Below are 15,841 nucleotides of genomic sequence, written 5' to 3' on the forward strand. Positions count from 1 at the left end.
CGGAATAACTCCTCAACAGGTGATGGTGGGCGCTCAATGTGCGCGTTGCAGGCTGGCCCGATAACCCAAATGCAGCTCTTCAATTAAATCGGCGACGCTGTAGCGGCGCTTGATCTGCCCTACGCCCTGCCCCGCTGACCAAACGTGTTTCCAAGCCTTGTTGGCGGAGGCAATGTCACCGGAAAAATCGATGGCGGTGCGATTGTCGGCGGCAGGGTCGATACCGGCCTTTTCCAGCGAGGGTTTCATCCAGGTGGCCAATACGCCACTGACCGCTGTGGTTGTAGCCACGTCATCCATGGAACAGTCCACCAGCATGTCGCGGTAGGCGTTTTCGACCAGGCTCTCGTGCGCCGCAACCAAACGGGTGCCCACCAGGGCGAAATCGCAGCCCAGGACTTTCGCCGCATGGATGTCGCGCCCGTTCGAAACTGCACCGGCCAAACCGAGCGGCCCGTCCCAAAACTCACGGACTTCCGCTACGAAGGCAAAAGGGTTGTAGCTCCCCGTATGGCCGCCGGCACCGTTACAGACCAATACCAGACCATCGACACCCGCATCGACAGCCTTGCGTGCCAAGGCTGGGGTGATGACGTCGGCGATCACTACGCCGCCGTAACCATGAACAGTTTCCAGCACGCGCTTAGGGCTACCCAAGGCCGTGGAAACGATCGGCGGCTGGTAGCGTTTGACCAGCTCCAACTCAGACTCGAATCGATCGTAGGTGCTGTGCACGATCATGTTCAGCATCCAGGGTGCCCAGACCTGGCCTAGTGTTTTAGCCGCCTCACGCTCGACAACAATCTGCGCCAGCCACTTGTCCAGTTGCTCGACGGTACGTGCATTGGGCGCTGGCATGCTGCCGACTACACCAGCCTGACAACAAGCATTGAGCAGCTGCGGCCCGGAAACCAGGAACATCGGGGCAGCCAGAACCGGCAGGGGTAAACCGGCAAACAGATCCAGCAACTTCTGCTGGGGGGCACTCAAGGAACGGCTGTTGACGCTCATGGTCATTTCTCTTGTTATGGGTGCACGTGCAGGTCTGGCTTCAGACCTTTCTGTGGCTGGCTGCGCCTGGGCTGCGGACTTCCCAGCCACCGTCGCTATGGATGATGTTGGCGGTGGTCAACCCGGCGTTTTCACGCGAGGCCAACAGCACGTAGTGGCCCGTGTGATCCTCCGGTTCAGCGATACGCTGAAGCGGCACGGCCTGCGCGGCACCTTGCTCGAAACCCGGAATCTGGTTGAGCGGAACACTTCGCGTATTGAGCCCGTCCAGGCTCTTCATAGGCGTATTGGTCGCTCCGGGGGCCACGCCGTTCACGCGGATATCCGGCGCCAACTCGTAGGCCAACTGACGGATCATCCCGACCAATGCATGCTTGGCGGAGACATAGAGAATGCCGCCACCGCCGGCATAGAATGCGCTATTGGACAGGGTGAAGATCATGCTTCCGCGACTGGCGCGCAAAGCATCGGTGCTGCATCGCGCGCCAAGCATGTAGCCTTGGACATTGATGGCGAACAGACGCTGAAATGCACTTTCAAAATCTTCCGGAGCGATGCGGTCCAGACGCGTGAAGTAATCAAAGACCGCCGCGTTACCGACAAATGTATCGAGCTTGCCGAACACGTCCAGCGTGGCGGCCACTGCACGCTGATTATCCTGGTAACTGGAAACATCGCCCTGCACCGTGATGATGGCGTCGCCCAGTTCATCACGCAGCGCACTCAACTGTTCGCCGTCACGAGCCATCACGCAAACACGCGCGCCTTCGTTCACATAGCGCCGAACGATGGCGCTACCGATACCGCCAGTTCCGCCAGTGACCAGTGCTGCTTGTCCTTCGAGCCAACCCATGTGCGTATCCTCAGAGGAAAGTGTTGATGTTCTTGCACAACAACATCGCGTTAGGAATGAGGATCTTTCGCTTGAGCAGCTTCAACCCGTCGGCCTCACGGCGCAGCACGTCCTCACGACGACCGACCAGTTGGTGAGATTCGTCCAGGCCGCGGCTGCGGATGTTCATGAAGCAGGAGAACGCAATGAGCTCGCCTTCCTGCTCACCGGCAAACACCTCGATGTTGCTGATCAGGTGAACGTTGCGCGTAGGCGGGTTCTCGGCCCAGGCAGAGGGCTGTTTAAACCGCGCCACACGGCGCTGAAGATCGCGCATGCCGTCATCGAAGAACGCCATGTGTTCCAGCCTGTAGGGGCCAGATTTGTCTTCGCGCCGACGGTTTTCGATACCGGGCATCCAGTAATGGATGGTCTCGCTCAGCGACTGCAGCCACTCATCCCAGCATTCGTTGTCGAGCAGGCGAGCCTCACGCAACAAGAAGGCCTCGACGGCGCGCGTGTCTTCAAATGCAGCGGGTTGTTCGATTGGCAAAGCATTCATTTTCGATCCCCTCAACGCATCTTGCCGTTACGATCCGGTACATCCGCCCAGGTGGGCGATTGCAACAGGTCTTTCCAGCGCTGATAGAACGCACGGGAGTTGCATTCGTTGAGTTGCCCCTTGAACACATTACCGGGCAGTTCACTGTTTTCGATGCGTGTATTCATGCCAAGGCCGACGTACAAATCCTGATATCGCGTGACCATGCCGCGGCTGGTCTTGGTGCAGTACTCCCAGTTCTCGCCATCGTCCATTTCGAATACGCCGGTCGGAGAGAAGGTCATCATCGCGCCACGGCGCCATTTATCCTTGATGTCCTGCGGTGCATTTTTGTTGACGATGACCCAGGTAAACAGCTCGATCTTGTGTGGCCCACGCGGTTGCCAAATGCGCACCGTGTTCTGCCCCGGCAAGAAGGAAAAATTGGGGAACACGGTGAACGATGAGATCGAACCGATCAGCTTGGAGCGGAACTCGCCCAGGCGCTCTGCCACTTGCGGGCGCAACACGTGCAAGTACTTGTTGATGTCTTTCTCGCCAAGTGTCGCGGCATTACCAACAACATCAGTGGCGAACTCATAGCCGTGGCCATTCCAGTTCACCGAGTAGGACTCGGGAAGATCGCCAACATTGGCCACCGGCCCACCCAGCATGGCCTTGGCGGCGGAGTCGTGCGTCCAGCCACCATGGAGGATGTCACCGACGAAGTTTTCCGCCGCGACTTTCCAGTTGCATTCGATGGTGGAGCGGATGCAACCACCCAGGAACTCACTGCCGCCCTCGTCCATGTCGAGCATGACATCCAGGTACCAGGTCATCGGACCCAGGTACTCTTCAAGTGTCGGTGCATCGGCGGCAAAAGTGGCAAACACCAGGCCCTTGTAAGTCGCAACACGCGCTTCGCGCAGTCCGTGCTTGGACTTGTCGAAATTGCTTTCCTCGTAGCACTTGGACTCGTGCATACCCAGCAAGCGACCGCCATCGGCGCCAAACGACCAACCGTGGTAATTGCAGATAAAACCCCGTGCATTACCTGCTTCGGCGAAACAGATCTTGTTGCCGCGGTGCGGGCAGGCATTGAGGAACACCTTGAGCGATGCGTCCTTCTGACGTACCACCAGCACCTCGTCCTCGCCCATGCTGGTGGCCAGATAATCACCTGACTTGGGCAATTGCGATTCATGGGCTACGAACAACCAGCAACGCGCGAAAATCTTCTCGAGTTCTTGCTCGTAAATGGCCTGATCCCAGAACACCTTGCCAGACAAACGGCCTTCTTCCATGTCGCAAACGCGATCAAGGTTCGGCAGGCTGGGTGTGGACTCAATGGTTCTGAGTGGTATGTGTTTACAGTTATCCATTGCTCTAGACTCACAAGGAATACGGGTAGAAAGACGCGCCTTCATGTCGGACGTCAGGCGTCGGCCAAGGCTGCATCGCTGGCATGTTCGATGTCGGCGTAGACCTCTTTGTCGGTGACGATGATCCGGTACGTGCGAAGATGCTTTTCACAGGGAAAAGTCACTGCCTCGCCAGTCCGGATATCAAACTGCCCCCAATGCACCGGACAGGTGATCAGGTGGTCTTCCAGATCGCCTTCTGCCAGAGAAGCCGTGGCGTGTGTGCACATGTCCGAAGTGGCATAGAACGTGCCGCCCAGGTTGTACACGCAGATATCTTCGGCAGCGCCATGGCTGACTTTTTTCAACTCGCCCGACGACAGCTCATCGCGCTGGCACAGCAATACACGGCTCATGACTTTTCCTCTCCAGCAAACAGTTGCAAGAAACCCAACCCGGTAACCCAGGCCGGCACCGCCTCATAGGCGACTACTTCACCTGTCGGATTGGCGACGGCTGCCATGGCACAGGCGAAATTGCGAATCTCCATGGCGCCATTGCCGGCACGGCGCAAAATCTCTTCATCCGAATAGGCGCACAACGCTTGCAGATCGCCATTGACGCCATGGGTGAGGATCTCCTGGTCGAAGTCCTCGGCAACCCGGCCCATTTCCGCCGTTCCTACCCAGTGGCTGATGCCGCCGCTGCCGATGATGACCACCCGCTCGTCGGCATCGAACGACTCCACCGCCGCACGGATCTGGCGACCGAGGTCGGCCGCTCGTTGAAGCGAGATGTAAGGATCGACACCACAAGACAGATACACAGGGATACTCGGCAGTTCGCAACCGAGAATGCTTTGTGCCGGCTTGACCACCAGTTGATGGGGTATCGAGAAGGAATGATCGACGGTGAAGCTGCGTGCCACCGTCCAGTCGATACCCATCGTCTCGCCATGCTCGTCGATGTGACCGGCCAGCTTCTCCTGATTGAGCACTGTTCCCCGCTCCAACCCTGGCAGACGATCGATGGGGCCATCGACATCGCCGATACCAATCACGTAGCGTGGCAGGCACTGGGTACCGAACAGGATGTAGTGATCGCAGCCGACGATAATCACCGAGGTTGGCGCCAGCTGCGCCAGACGCTGGGCGCACTGTTCGAAAGCACCCCAAACCGCATTCCGCTGAGACTGCGGCGGCGCATTAGGGGCGACAAACATGACCGGGTCGTGCGGCATCCAGAAGCCGCCTACTATCTTGCCCATCGGTTCACCCCTTGAGCGCGGCGGAAAAGCCTGCGCATTGTTCGTCGGTAGCGCCCAGGCGCTGCTTGTACAGCAACATACTGCGTTCCGGCGCCAGCTCCTGCCAGAAACCCATGGTCAGCATCGGATTGACCCCTAACGCTTGCAGCGCCGCGACGTCGAAACTCACGACCATTTCAACTTCTTCACTGCTCAATGCGAAACGATCGAGAAAGCCTTTGGGGTCTTCGCGAAAACGCTCTTTAGCGGCGCGATCAACCGAGAGTTGCCACAGCGCTCGCTCCAGTAGATTTCGGCTCATGTCGGATCACTCGCTCAGGAAGTCGCGAACCAGCGCCACGAAGCGCCGCGGTTGTTCGCTCTGAACCCAGTGACCGCAACGGCCGAACAGATGCAGATCCGCATTCGGTACGCTGTTGGCGATGAGCAGCCCGCACGCCGGCGGCACCACACGATCTTCACGACCATGCACGACCAGTGTCGGCGCGACGATCTTGGCCAGCGCTGCTGCAGGGAAACCCTTGACCAGTGTTTCGCCTTCGGCGGCCGGCCTAGGGATGAGCTTGCGCAAAGCTTCCTGCGAACCAGCACGGGCACTAGCTTCGTACCGGCCCTTGACCAACTCGGGAGTGATCAATGTCTTGTCGTAGGGAAACAGCTCCATCAGTTGCTGCATGCTCTCCAGCGATGGCTCGTATTCCCAGGCACCACGCAGGCCTGGGGTCTGGACGAACTCACCGGCAGGTGTGCCGAGCAACACCAACTTGTCGACCCGCTCAGGGGCGAACACCGCCAGGCCAATGGCGACCGCACCACCAAAGGAATTGCCGACGAAAGAGGCCTTGGCAATATCCAGCGCATCCATGATGCCGACCAGGTGGTTGACCCACAATTTGATGTCGTACTTGGCCTCTTCCTGGAACTCGGTGAAACCGAAACCGGCAATGTCCGGCACGATGACCCGCCATTTGTCAGAGAAGGCCGACATGCTCCGGGACCAGTTGGTCCAGCCCGAAACGCCAGGACCGGAGCCATGGAGCAGAAACAGAGCATCGCCCTGACCTGCTTCGTGATAGTTGGTCTTGTGTCCTGCTGCCAGCAGGGTTTTTCCAATACCGTCCATAAGGCCTCCGGTTGTTTTTATTTATTAAGATACAGATGTGTATCTGTATGCTAGAGAGGAAACCCGGACACGTCAACACGCAAAATACAGACATGTATGTCAGTACTGGGCGCAGAATCAGGTGCTAGAGCGGAAAAATGGTTTTCCTGATAGGATACATTTCTGTATCTTTATGATGGACGGTCAGCCGGATACAAAAAAGATCTGTTCAATACACCTGTGAATTGCGGCTGCCTGGGCAGCCGCCAGGCGTTAGAATGTGTTTCCTTGCCCGAGGCGCCTTACCCGCCCCCGGCACTCATCCAGTTGGTTGGACAAGGCCCTAGCACAATGTCAACACGCACCAGTCTCACTCGAGAAGATTGGATTCATGCCGCACAGCATGTCCTGGTTACCAGCGGCGTAGACGCCGTTCGGGTCGACACTTTAGCCAAGGAGTTGAAGATCACCCGTGGCAGCTTCTATTACCACTTCAAAAGCCGTGGTGAATTACTCGAAGGCATTCTGGGCAACTGGCGGTCCCGTGCGACCGAGGATGTAATTCTTCAACTGCGTACCGCGCATACTTCACCGCTGCAGCAATTGCAACGCCTGTTGGAGCTGCCATCCCACGGCCAGACGGCTCGCGACGCCGCCGCCATTGAATTGGGGATTCGCGCCTGGGCACGCCGGGACGACAAAGCCCGACAAGCCATCGACGAAGTCGACCGCTATCGCCTGAACTATATCGAGGGCCTGTTGATACAAGCGGGCGTGACGCAGAGCGAAGCCTGCGATCGCGCTTATCTGATCTATGCCTATCAAATTAGCTTGTCATTGCTGTACTGCGACGACACTGTGCAGGATCGCAAGGATCGCAGCGCTCGCATGGCAAACATTCTGATTCCTGAATTACTACCTGCGTGACATGGACAGCGGTGGCCCCCCACACATTCAGGCACTCATAGGCGCTCCCCCCTAAAACCCAGGGAAGAATGAACCCTGCAAATACCTCTCGCGCGCCGGGCAGAAACGACGTTGCGGCCGGACCAGCAAGTCAGCACCGGCAAACATGTGATGAGGAATTATCGACAGGCAGGCAAGGCCCCGGATAGGCGCTGGTGGCGAACGGGCTTTTCAGCAAAACCGCAAAACAGAACCCTGTGAGTTGACTGTCAGACGCAGGCGACATCAACCCAATTGAACCTGGATCTGTTTCACTACGCCCTGCATCGCGGGCAGATAACGGCGCGCAGCTTCCTCAATGGGCATCGCCTTGGCGATGTAGACCAGATTCAGGCAGCCCATCACCCGTTCCTCGTGCATGACCGGGATCGCAATGGCGGCGATCTTGCGCTCCTGGCCCCAGTGTGAATTGTTTTCGCCATACCCCTTGGCCAAGGTGTGTTCCACCAGTCGCTCGACAAAACGACGGTCGGCGGCCAGCGGTGATTGTTCATCTTCGCGGCCGATCATCAATTCGATCAGCTCTTCCCGCTCGGCGGGTGGGCAGAACGCAAAGTATGCACGTCCGGTCGCGGTCATCAGCAACGGCAGGCGCCGGCCAACCATGGATCGGTGAAACGACAGGCGGCTGAAGCGATGGGTGGTCTCGCGAATGACCATGGCATCGCCGTCCAGCGTGCACAGGTCGGTGGGCCAGATGACTTCCTGCAACAACTCGCCGAGCAAGGGGGCGGCGATGGAGGAAATCCATTGCTCATCGCGAAAACCTTCACTGAGTTCGCGAACTTTCAACGTCAATCGATAGCTGTCATCCGACTCGCTACGCCGTACATAACCTTCAGCCTGCAAGGTCTCCAACAGCCTGCGCACGGTGGTGCGGTGCAGCCCGCTCTGCTCCGCCAGTTGCGCGGTGCTGGCGCCGCCGTCGAAGCGGTTCAAGCCGTTGATCAGTGCCAGACCTCGCATCAGACCACGCACGGCTTTGTATTCGGTCTCGCTCATGGCTGGATCCTTTGTTGTTGTAAATCAATCATGTGCACTCAGTGCACACTAACAAGGGTTGTCGTTGTCGACCAGCCTTGTGATTTCCATACTGCGCCCAACAAGAAATCCAAAAGCGCTGTACGGAGATGACCATGAGTTCTGCACCCACTCCTTCCACATTGGACCTGACCACCGACGTCGCCATCGTTGGTGCCGGACCTGTCGGCTTGATGATCGCCAATTACCTGGGCCAATGTGGTGTGAACGTCACCTTGGTGGAAAAGCTCGACAGCCTGATCGACTACCCCCGCGCCATCGGTCTGGACGACGAAAGCCTGCGTACTTTCCAGGCCGTCGGTCTGGCCGACAACGTGCTCCCGCACACCACTCCCTGGCACGCCATGCGTTTCCTGACCCCAAGGGGTCGCTGCTTTGCCGATATACAGCCCAAGACCGATGAGTTCGGCTGGTCGCGCCGCAACGCCTTCATCCAGCCCTTGGCCGACCGCGTACTGTTCGAAGGCCTGCAGCGTTTTGACAACGTCAAGGTGCTGTTCGGCCGTGAGCTCGAAGGCTTCGAACACAGTGACAGCGGCGTAGTGCTGAACCTCAAGGATCACAACGGTCGCGGCGAGCGCCTTCAGGCCCGTTATCTGATTGGTTGCGACGGTGGCAACAGTCTGGTGCGACGCAGTCTGAACATCAGTTTCGAGGGTAAGACCGCGCCTAATCAGTGGATCGTTGTCGACATCGCCAACGACCCGCTGAGCACGCCCCATGTTTACCTGTGCTGCGACCCGGTGCGCCCTTACGTTTCAGCCGCCCTGCCCCACGCTGTTCGCCGTTTCGAATTCATGGTCATGCCTGGCGAGACTGAAGCCGAACTGAGCAAACCCGAGAACATGCGCAAGCTGCTGGCCAAGGTGCTGCCAAATCCGGATCGCATCGAATTGATCCGCAGCCGCGTCTATACCCACAACGCTCGCCTGGCCGGGCGGTTCCGTGAGGGCCGGGTGCTGCTGGCCGGCGATGCCGCGCACATCATGCCGGTATGGCAGGGACAGGGTTACAACAGCGGCATGCGCGACGCCTCCAACTTGGCCTGGAAACTGTCACTGGTGATCAAAGGCCTGGCCGCCGACAGCCTGCTCGACAGCTATGAACAGGAACGCCGTGACCACGCCAAGGCGATGATCGACCTTTCGGTGCTGGCCGGCCACGTGCTGGCACCGCCAAAACGCTGGCAAGGCACCTTGCGTGATGGTGTGTCGTGGCTGCTCAACTATGTGCCGCCCGTCAAACGCTACTTCGTGGAAATGCGCTTCAAGCCGATGCCGCAATACACCGAGGGCGCCTTGATCGTACCCGGCGAAAAAGGCTCACCCGTGGGCAAGATGTTCATTCAGCCCCGGGTACTGACCGAAGCTGGCGAAACCGTGTTGCTGGATGAGGTGATCGGCGAGAACTTCGCGATTATCGCCTGGGGCTGCGACCCGACCTGGGGCCTGACGCCTGCACAGATCGATCAATGGCAAGCACTGGGCACGCGTTTTATCCAGGTACTACCGGACGTCCAACTCAAAGCCGCCAGTGACGTCAGCCAAGGGGTGATCCGCATCGGTGACAGCACCGGCCGCCTCAAGGAATGGTTCGCCCGCGGCTCGGCCTCGATTGCCCTGGTGCGTCCGGATCGCTTCCTTGCCGGCCTGGCCATACCGCAAACCGTCGGCCAGGCCTGTGATGAATTGGCCCTGGCAATCAAGGCCCTGCTGCAACCCGAAGTGGCGATCCCCGCCAGCAAGGTGGCCTGACATGAGCGCTTATCTGCATTGCCTATCCCATACGCCGTTGGTGGGCTACGTCGATCCGACGCCCGACGTGCTGGCCGAGGTCGATGGCATGATGGCTGATGCCCGTGAGCGCATCGCCCGCTTCGAGCCGGAGCTGATCGTGCTCTTCGGCCCCGACCACTACAACGGCTTTTTCTACGACGTGATGCCGGCCTTCTGCATCGGCATGGCCGCCCACGCCATCGGTGATTTCGACACCGCCGCCGGCCCCTTGGATGTGCCCAAAGCGCTGGCCGAATCCTGTGCCCAGGCGGTCCTGGATGCCGGTGTCGACGCTGCCGTTTCCTATCGCATGCAGGTCGACCACGCGTTCGCCCAACCGCTGGAGCTGTTGCTGGGCGGTTTAAGGGAATGCCCGGTGATTCCGGTGTTCATCAATTCGGTCGCCGTGCCGTTGCCCGGCTTCAAGCGTGCTCGCCTGCTCGGTGAAGCGATCGGCCAGTGGGCGCAGTCGCTGAACAAGCGCGTGCTGTTCCTGGCTTCCGGGGGACTGTCCCATCAACCTCCGGTGCCGGAACTGGCCAAGGTCGATGCGCGTATGGCCGATCGACTGATGGGCAGCGGTCGCCAATTGCCGGCTGATGAGCGACAGGCGCGCCAGGAGCGCGTGATCCAGGCCGCCCGGGATTTCGTTGAAGACCAACGCAGTCTGCATCCGCTTAATCCCACGTGGGATCAGCAGTTTCTCGACACCCTGGAACAGGGTCGCCTGAGCGACCTCGATGCCCTGGGCAATGACGAACTGTCGTCACTGGCCGGCAAGTCCACTCACGAAGTGAAAACCTGGGTCGCCGCCTTCGCGGCCCTTTGCGCCTTTGGCCCTTATCAGACCGAAGGGCGCTACTACCGTCCGATTCCCGAATGGATCGCAGGCTTCGCCGCCCTTGGCGCCCAGCCGCTGAACAACAACCACTGAATCCGAGGAACACTGCCATGACTGCCACTGCGCCAGCTTTCACCGAAGCCTCTACCAGCCGTTTTGTCGACATCAGCGAAGGCGAGTTGAAGCTGCGACTGCATTACAACGACGTGGGTCAGGGAGCCGAAACCGTGGTCATGCTCCACGGTTCCGGACCCGGTGCCAGCGGTTGGGCCAATTTCCATCGCAACATCGAACCGTTGGTTACCGCCGGTTACCGCGTGATCCTGATGGATTGCCCGGGCTGGAGCAAAAGTGACCCGATTGTTTGCGACAGCTCGCGCTCAGACCTCAACGCCCGTGCCCTCAAGGGGCTGGTTGATGCACTGGATCTGGACCGTGTGCACATCATCGGCAACTCCATGGGCGGCCACAGCACCGTAGCCTTCGCCCTCGCCTACCCTGAGCGCATCGGCAAACTGATACTGATGGGCGGCGGCACCGGCGGCCCAAGCGCCTTAGTGCCGCAACCTACCGAAGGCATCAAGCTGATCGGCGCGCTGTACCGCGAACCGACCATTGAAAACCTGAAGAAGATGATGAACGTCTTCGTCTTCGACGCCAGCAGTCTGACCGAAGAGTTATTCCAGACCCGCCTGGACAACATCCTGGCGCGCCGCGATCACCTGGAAAATTTCGTCAAGAGCAGCACCCTCAATCCCAAGCAATTCCCGGACTTCAGCCACCGCCTGCACGAAATCACCGCCCAGACGCTGCTCGTCTGGGGCCGCGAAGATCGCTTCGTGCCCATGGACACCGGCCTGCGCCTGCTGGCCGGCCTGCCCCAGGCACAACTGCACGTGTTCAATCGCTGCGGCCACTGGGCCCAGTGGGAACACGCCGAGACCTTCAACCGCATGGTCCTGGACTTCCTGACCCACTGATCACCGAGGCTGACATGAACCCTATTCAAGACACCCTGGAACAGCTCGCCGCCGACCTGCGTCAGGCCGAAGCCCGCCACGAAGCCATTGCGCCCCTGCGCGAGCAGATCGGCGAAGACAACGCCGAGGCCGCTTACACCATCCAGCGGCTCAACGTCACCCACGGCGTGGCCAACGGCCGTCGTGTAGTCGGGCGCAAGATCGGCCTGACCAACCCCAAGGTTCAACAGCAACTGGGCGTCGACCAGCCGGACTTCGGCACCCTGTTCGCCGACATGTGCTACGGCGACAACGAAAGCGTGAAAGTAGGTCGCGTGCTGCAGCCGAAGATCGAGGCGGAAATAGCCTTGATCCTCGAACACGATCTGCCCCGCGCCGACACCACGTTTGCCGACGTGATGGCGGCCACCGGCTGGGTTGTCCCGGCACTGGAAATCGTTGGCAGCCGGGTCCAGGACTGGAACATCCGCTTCGTCGATACCGTGGCTGACAACGCCTCCAGTGGCTGCTTTGTATTGGGTGGCCCGGCTCGACGTATCGATGGGCTCGACCTGCGCCAGGCCAGCATGCGCATGACACGCAATGGTGAAGAAGTGTCCAGCGGCAGTGGCGCCGAATGCCTCGGTCATCCACTCAATGCGGCCGTCTGGCTGGCTTGCACCATGGCTCGCCTGGGCGATCCGCTGCGTGCGGGCGACATCATTCTCACCGGGGCACTAGGGCCGATGGTGCCGGTCGCCGCCGGTGATCGTTTCGAGGCCGAGATCGAAGGCATTGGTCGGGTTGGTATTGGGTTCACCGCCGAGTGATCGGTGACTTGCGTGCAAATGAGGCAACAACAATGAACAAACTCAAAGTCGCCATCATCGGCTCCGGCAACATCGGCACCGACCTGATGATCAAGGTCCTGCGTAACGCCGAGCACCTGGAAATCGCCGCCATGGTTGGCATCGACCCGGCCTCCGACGGCCTGGCCCGCGCTCTGCGCATGGGCGTGGCCACCACCCACGAAGGCGTTGAAGGCTTGACCCGTATGGACGTGTTCAAGGACATCGACTTCGTTTTCGATGCCACCTCGGCCGGTGCCCACGTTAAGAACGATGCGTTCCTGCGCTCGATCAAACCCGACATTCGCCTGATCGACCTGACCCCGGCTGCCATCGGCCCGTACTGCGTGCCGGTGGTGAATCTGGAACAGAACCTGAATCAGCTCAACGTCAACATGGTCACCTGCGGCGGCCAGGCGACCATTCCGATGGTCGCGGCGGTGTCCCGCGTGGCCAAGGTGCATTACGCCGAAATCGTCGCTTCGATTGCCAGTAAATCCGCCGGTCCCGGCACCCGTGCCAACATCGACGAATTCACCGAAACCACCTCCAAGGCCATCGAAGTGATCGGCGGCGCCGCGAAGGGCAAGGCGATCATCGTGATGAACCCGGCCGAGCCACCACTGATGATGCGCGACACGGTATTTGTGTTATCCGAAGCGGCGGATCAGGCGCTGGTCGAGGCCTCCATCGTCGAGATGGCGGCGGCCGTGCAGGCTTATGTGCCGGGTTATCGCCTGAAGCAAAAAGTGCAATTCGATGTCATCCCCGAGGACGCGCCGCTGCACATCCCCGGCCTGGGCACATTCTCCGGGCTGAAGACATCGGTGTTCCTCGAAGTCGAAGGCGCCGCCCATTACCTGCCAGCGTATGCCGGCAACCTTGACATCATGACCTCCGCTGCCTTGGCCACCGCCGAGCGCATGGCGCAGTCGATGCTGAACGCCTGAGGAGACCGACATGACTATTAATCCCGGCAAAAAACTCTACATCTCTGACGTGACCCTGCGCGACGGCAGCCACGCGGTGCGTCACCAGTATTCGCTGCAGAATGTGCAGGACATTGCTCGCGCTCTGGACACGGCCAAGGTCGACTCGATCGAAGTCGCCCACGGTGACGGTTTGCAAGGGTCGAGTTTCAACTATGGCTTTGCGGCGCACACCGATCTGGAATGGATCGAAGCGGCGGCCGATGTCATCAGCCACGCCAAAATCACAACGCTGTTGTTGCCTGGCATCGGCACGGTGCATGACCTCAAAGCCGCCTACAACGCCGGAGCGCGAGTGGTGCGCATCGCCACTCACTGCACCGAAGCGGACGTGTCGAAACAGCACATCGAGTACGCCCGTGAACTGGGCATGGACACCGTCGGTTTTCTGATGATGAGCCACATGATCCCGGCCGAGGAGCTGGCCGCTCAGGCCAAGCTGATGGAGAGCTACGGCGCGACGTGCGTGTACATGGCCGACTCGGGTGGCGCGATGAACATGCAGGATGTGCGCGAGCGCTTTCGTGCGTTCAAGGCGGTGCTCAAACCGGAAACCGAAACCGGCATGCACGCTCACCATAACCTGAGCCTGGGGGTGGCTAACTCGATCACCGCGGTCGAGGAAGGTTGCGACCGAATCGACGCCAGCCTCGCCGGCATGGGCGCTGGGGCTGGTAACGCGCCGCTGGAAGTGTTCATCGCCGCCGCTGAACGTCTGGGCTGGAACCACGGCACCGACCTTTACACGCTGATGGACGCGGCGGACGACATCGTGCGCCCACTGCAGGACCGGCCGGTGCGGGTCGATCGAGAGACCTTGGCATTGGGTTACGCCGGCGTCTATTCGAGCTTCCTGCTCCACGCTGAAATCGCCGCCGCCAAGTATGGCCTCAAGACCCTCGACATCCTCGTCGAACTGGGCAGGCGCCGGATGGTCGGCGGTCAGGAAGACATGATCGTCGACGTCGCGCTGGATCTGCTCAAACGCTGACCGAGCACCACACCGGCTGACCGCCCACGCAGCGGTCGGTCGTCCCTGTTTTGCCCATACAACAATAAAACGGGTACTGCCCATGACTGCGCTTAAACTGACAACACCGTTGCACATGACGCGGACCATCGGTCTGTGTTTCCTCGTGGCCCTGATGGAGGGCCTTGATCTGCAGGCCTCCGGGATCGCTGCCCAAGGCATGGCGGCCGCTTTCGAGCTGGATAAATTACACATGGGCTGGGTCTTCAGTGCCGGAATTTTCGGCCTGCTGCCCGGTGCTTTCCTGGGCGGCCTGCTGGCTGACCGCATCGGCCGCAAACGTGTACTGATGGCGTCGGTGGCCCTGTTCGGGCTGTTCTCGCTGGTCACGGCCATGGCCTGGGATTACAACAGCTTGCTGGTTGCCCGTTGCCTCACGGGCGTGGGTTTGGGCGCCGCCTTGCCCAACCTGATCGCACTGACCAGTGAAGTGGCTGGTCCGCGTCTGCGTGGCATGGCCGTGAGCCTGATGTATTGCGGCGTGCCGCTGGGTGCTGCGGTGGCGGCCAGCATTGGCATCGCTCAATTGGCCGGTGGCTGGCAGGTGGTGTTCTACGTCGGAGGCCTGGTACCGCTGTTGATCGTGCCTCTGCTGGGGCTTTATCTACCGGAGTCGGCGCAGTTTCGAAGCGTCCAGGACGCCGCGCCCATCGGCGTGGTCCGGGGCCTGTTCCGCGAGGGCGCGGCCCTGCCGACCGCAATGATCTGGGTGAGTTATTTCTTTACGCTCATGGTTGTGTACATCTTGATCAACTGGCTGCCCAGCTTGTTGGTCGGCCAGGGTTTCAGCGGCCGCCAGGCCAGTTGGGTTATGTTTGCTCTACAGCTTGGCGCTGCGGTCGGTACGTTGCTGCTGGGCTGGGTGATGGACCGCCTGCCAGCCTGGGCCCTGTCCGCACTGATCTATATCGGCATTCTCGCTTCGCTGACCGCTCTGGGTATGGCCAGCCACCTGGAGAGCATGCTGGCAGCCGGTTTCGTTGCGGGCTTTTTCGCCACCGGCGGGCAATGCGTGCTGTACGCCTTGGCACCGCATTTCTATCGCTCATCTGTGCGCGCCACGGGCGTGGGCAGCGCGGTGGCCATCGGCAGACTCGGCGCAATGAGCGGCCCGCTGGTGGCCGGCAAGATGCTCGCCTTGGGCACCGGCACGGCCGGGGTGATGCTGGCTTCGGCGCCGGGAATCGTCATCGCCGCAGTGGCAATGTTTTACCTGTCAGTGCGCCGCAACGGCGCTCGGCCTGACTGACAACTCCCGCGTAACACCCCGTGCCGGAA

General features: G+C 60.1%; 17 protein-coding genes. 8 read left to right on the top strand and 9 right to left on the bottom strand.

Annotated features, from left to right (window positions below):
* Window positions 1-33: 33 nt before the first annotated feature.
* The 8 genes from ACZYR5_RS11400 to ACZYR5_RS11435 all read right to left on the bottom strand — a co-directional run bounded on the left by ACZYR5_RS11400 (window position 34) and on the right by ACZYR5_RS11435 (window position 6,135).
* Window positions 34-1,011, bottom strand: coding sequence for an NAD(P)H-dependent flavin oxidoreductase (locus tag ACZYR5_RS11400; RefSeq protein ID WP_489089785.1), 978 nt, complete (start codon window positions 1,009-1,011; stop codon window positions 34-36).
* 40 nt (window positions 1,012-1,051) lie between these two features.
* Entirely contained in the window at window positions 1,052-1,864 is an 813-nt protein-coding gene (hcaB, locus tag ACZYR5_RS11405; protein WP_223503021.1) for a 3-(cis-5,6-dihydroxycyclohexa-1,3-dien-1-yl)propanoate dehydrogenase, read from the bottom strand.
* A gap of 10 nt (window positions 1,865-1,874) precedes the next feature.
* Window positions 1,875-2,396: a 3-phenylpropionate/cinnamic acid dioxygenase subunit beta gene (locus tag ACZYR5_RS11410; protein WP_489089784.1), complete on the bottom strand. Its 522-nt coding sequence runs from the start codon at window positions 2,394-2,396 to the stop codon at window positions 1,875-1,877.
* A gap of 20 nt (window positions 2,397-2,416) precedes the next feature.
* Complete coding sequence (locus ACZYR5_RS11415; protein ID WP_320402508.1) at window positions 2,417-3,688, bottom strand: aromatic ring-hydroxylating oxygenase subunit alpha; 1,272 nt, start codon at window positions 3,686-3,688, stop codon at window positions 2,417-2,419.
* A gap of 131 nt (window positions 3,689-3,819) precedes the next feature.
* Entirely contained in the window at window positions 3,820-4,161 is a 342-nt protein-coding gene (locus ACZYR5_RS11420; RefSeq protein ID WP_223503027.1) for a non-heme iron oxygenase ferredoxin subunit, read from the bottom strand.
* Window positions 4,158-5,012 (bottom strand): DODA-type extradiol aromatic ring-opening family dioxygenase, encoded by an 855-nt coding sequence (locus ACZYR5_RS11425; RefSeq protein WP_223503029.1) that lies wholly within the window; start codon window positions 5,010-5,012, stop codon window positions 4,158-4,160. The genes ACZYR5_RS11420 and ACZYR5_RS11425 overlap by 4 nt, the downstream gene beginning before the upstream one ends.
* A gap of 4 nt (window positions 5,013-5,016) precedes the next feature.
* Window positions 5,017-5,313 (bottom strand): extradiol ring-cleavage dioxygenase, encoded by a 297-nt coding sequence (locus ACZYR5_RS11430; protein WP_223503030.1) that lies wholly within the window; start codon window positions 5,311-5,313, stop codon window positions 5,017-5,019.
* A 6-nt stretch (window positions 5,314-5,319) separates the two neighbouring features.
* The gene (locus ACZYR5_RS11435; RefSeq protein WP_223503032.1) at window positions 5,320-6,135 is read right to left on the bottom strand and encodes an alpha/beta fold hydrolase; all 816 of its coding nucleotides are present in this window, start codon (window positions 6,133-6,135) and stop codon (window positions 5,320-5,322) included.
* A 330-nt stretch (window positions 6,136-6,465) separates the two neighbouring features.
* Here ACZYR5_RS11435 and ACZYR5_RS11440 point away from each other — a divergent pair, with 330 nt between their 5' ends.
* Window positions 6,466-7,041 (top strand): TetR/AcrR family transcriptional regulator, encoded by a 576-nt coding sequence (locus ACZYR5_RS11440; RefSeq protein WP_320334187.1) that lies wholly within the window; start codon window positions 6,466-6,468, stop codon window positions 7,039-7,041.
* A 264-nt stretch (window positions 7,042-7,305) separates the two neighbouring features.
* Here ACZYR5_RS11440 and ACZYR5_RS11445 read toward each other — a convergent pair whose 3' ends face one another.
* Window positions 7,306-8,082, bottom strand: coding sequence for a DNA-binding transcriptional regulator (locus ACZYR5_RS11445; protein WP_320334186.1), 777 nt, complete (start codon window positions 8,080-8,082; stop codon window positions 7,306-7,308).
* 134 nt (window positions 8,083-8,216) lie between these two features.
* On the opposite strand from ACZYR5_RS11445, the gene ACZYR5_RS11450 reads away from it, so the two are divergent.
* From ACZYR5_RS11450 to mhpT, 7 genes are all read left to right on the top strand, one after another.
* A complete protein-coding gene (locus tag ACZYR5_RS11450) occupies window positions 8,217-9,875 on the top strand; it encodes a bifunctional 3-(3-hydroxy-phenyl)propionate/3-hydroxycinnamic acid hydroxylase (RefSeq protein ID WP_489089783.1) in 1,659 nt (552 codons plus the stop codon).
* Between the two features lies 1 nt (window position 9,876).
* Window positions 9,877-10,830, top strand: a complete 954-nt coding sequence (gene mhpB / locus ACZYR5_RS11455) for a 3-carboxyethylcatechol 2,3-dioxygenase (protein ID WP_489089782.1) — start codon at window positions 9,877-9,879, stop codon at window positions 10,828-10,830.
* Window positions 10,831-10,847: 17 nt separating this feature from the next.
* Complete coding sequence (locus tag ACZYR5_RS11460) at window positions 10,848-11,717, top strand: alpha/beta fold hydrolase (protein WP_223503043.1); 870 nt, start codon at window positions 10,848-10,850, stop codon at window positions 11,715-11,717.
* A 14-nt stretch (window positions 11,718-11,731) separates the two neighbouring features.
* Window positions 11,732-12,526, top strand: a complete 795-nt coding sequence (gene mhpD / locus ACZYR5_RS11465) for a 2-keto-4-pentenoate hydratase (RefSeq protein ID WP_489089781.1) — start codon at window positions 11,732-11,734, stop codon at window positions 12,524-12,526.
* Window positions 12,527-12,558: 32 nt separating this feature from the next.
* Window positions 12,559-13,494, top strand: a complete 936-nt coding sequence (locus tag ACZYR5_RS11470) for an acetaldehyde dehydrogenase (acetylating) (RefSeq protein ID WP_489089780.1) — start codon at window positions 12,559-12,561, stop codon at window positions 13,492-13,494.
* 10 nt (window positions 13,495-13,504) lie between these two features.
* Window positions 13,505-14,524 (top strand): 4-hydroxy-2-oxovalerate aldolase, encoded by a 1,020-nt coding sequence (gene dmpG / locus ACZYR5_RS11475; protein ID WP_320334184.1) that lies wholly within the window; start codon window positions 13,505-13,507, stop codon window positions 14,522-14,524.
* A gap of 82 nt (window positions 14,525-14,606) precedes the next feature.
* On the top strand, window positions 14,607-15,812 hold the full coding sequence (mhpT, locus tag ACZYR5_RS11480) for a 3-(3-hydroxy-phenyl)propionate transporter MhpT (protein ID WP_489089779.1): 1,206 nt from the start codon (window positions 14,607-14,609) through the stop codon (window positions 15,810-15,812).
* Window positions 15,813-15,841: the final 29 nt, after the last annotated feature.

Source organism: Pseudomonas sp. F007 (assembly GCF_057814275.1).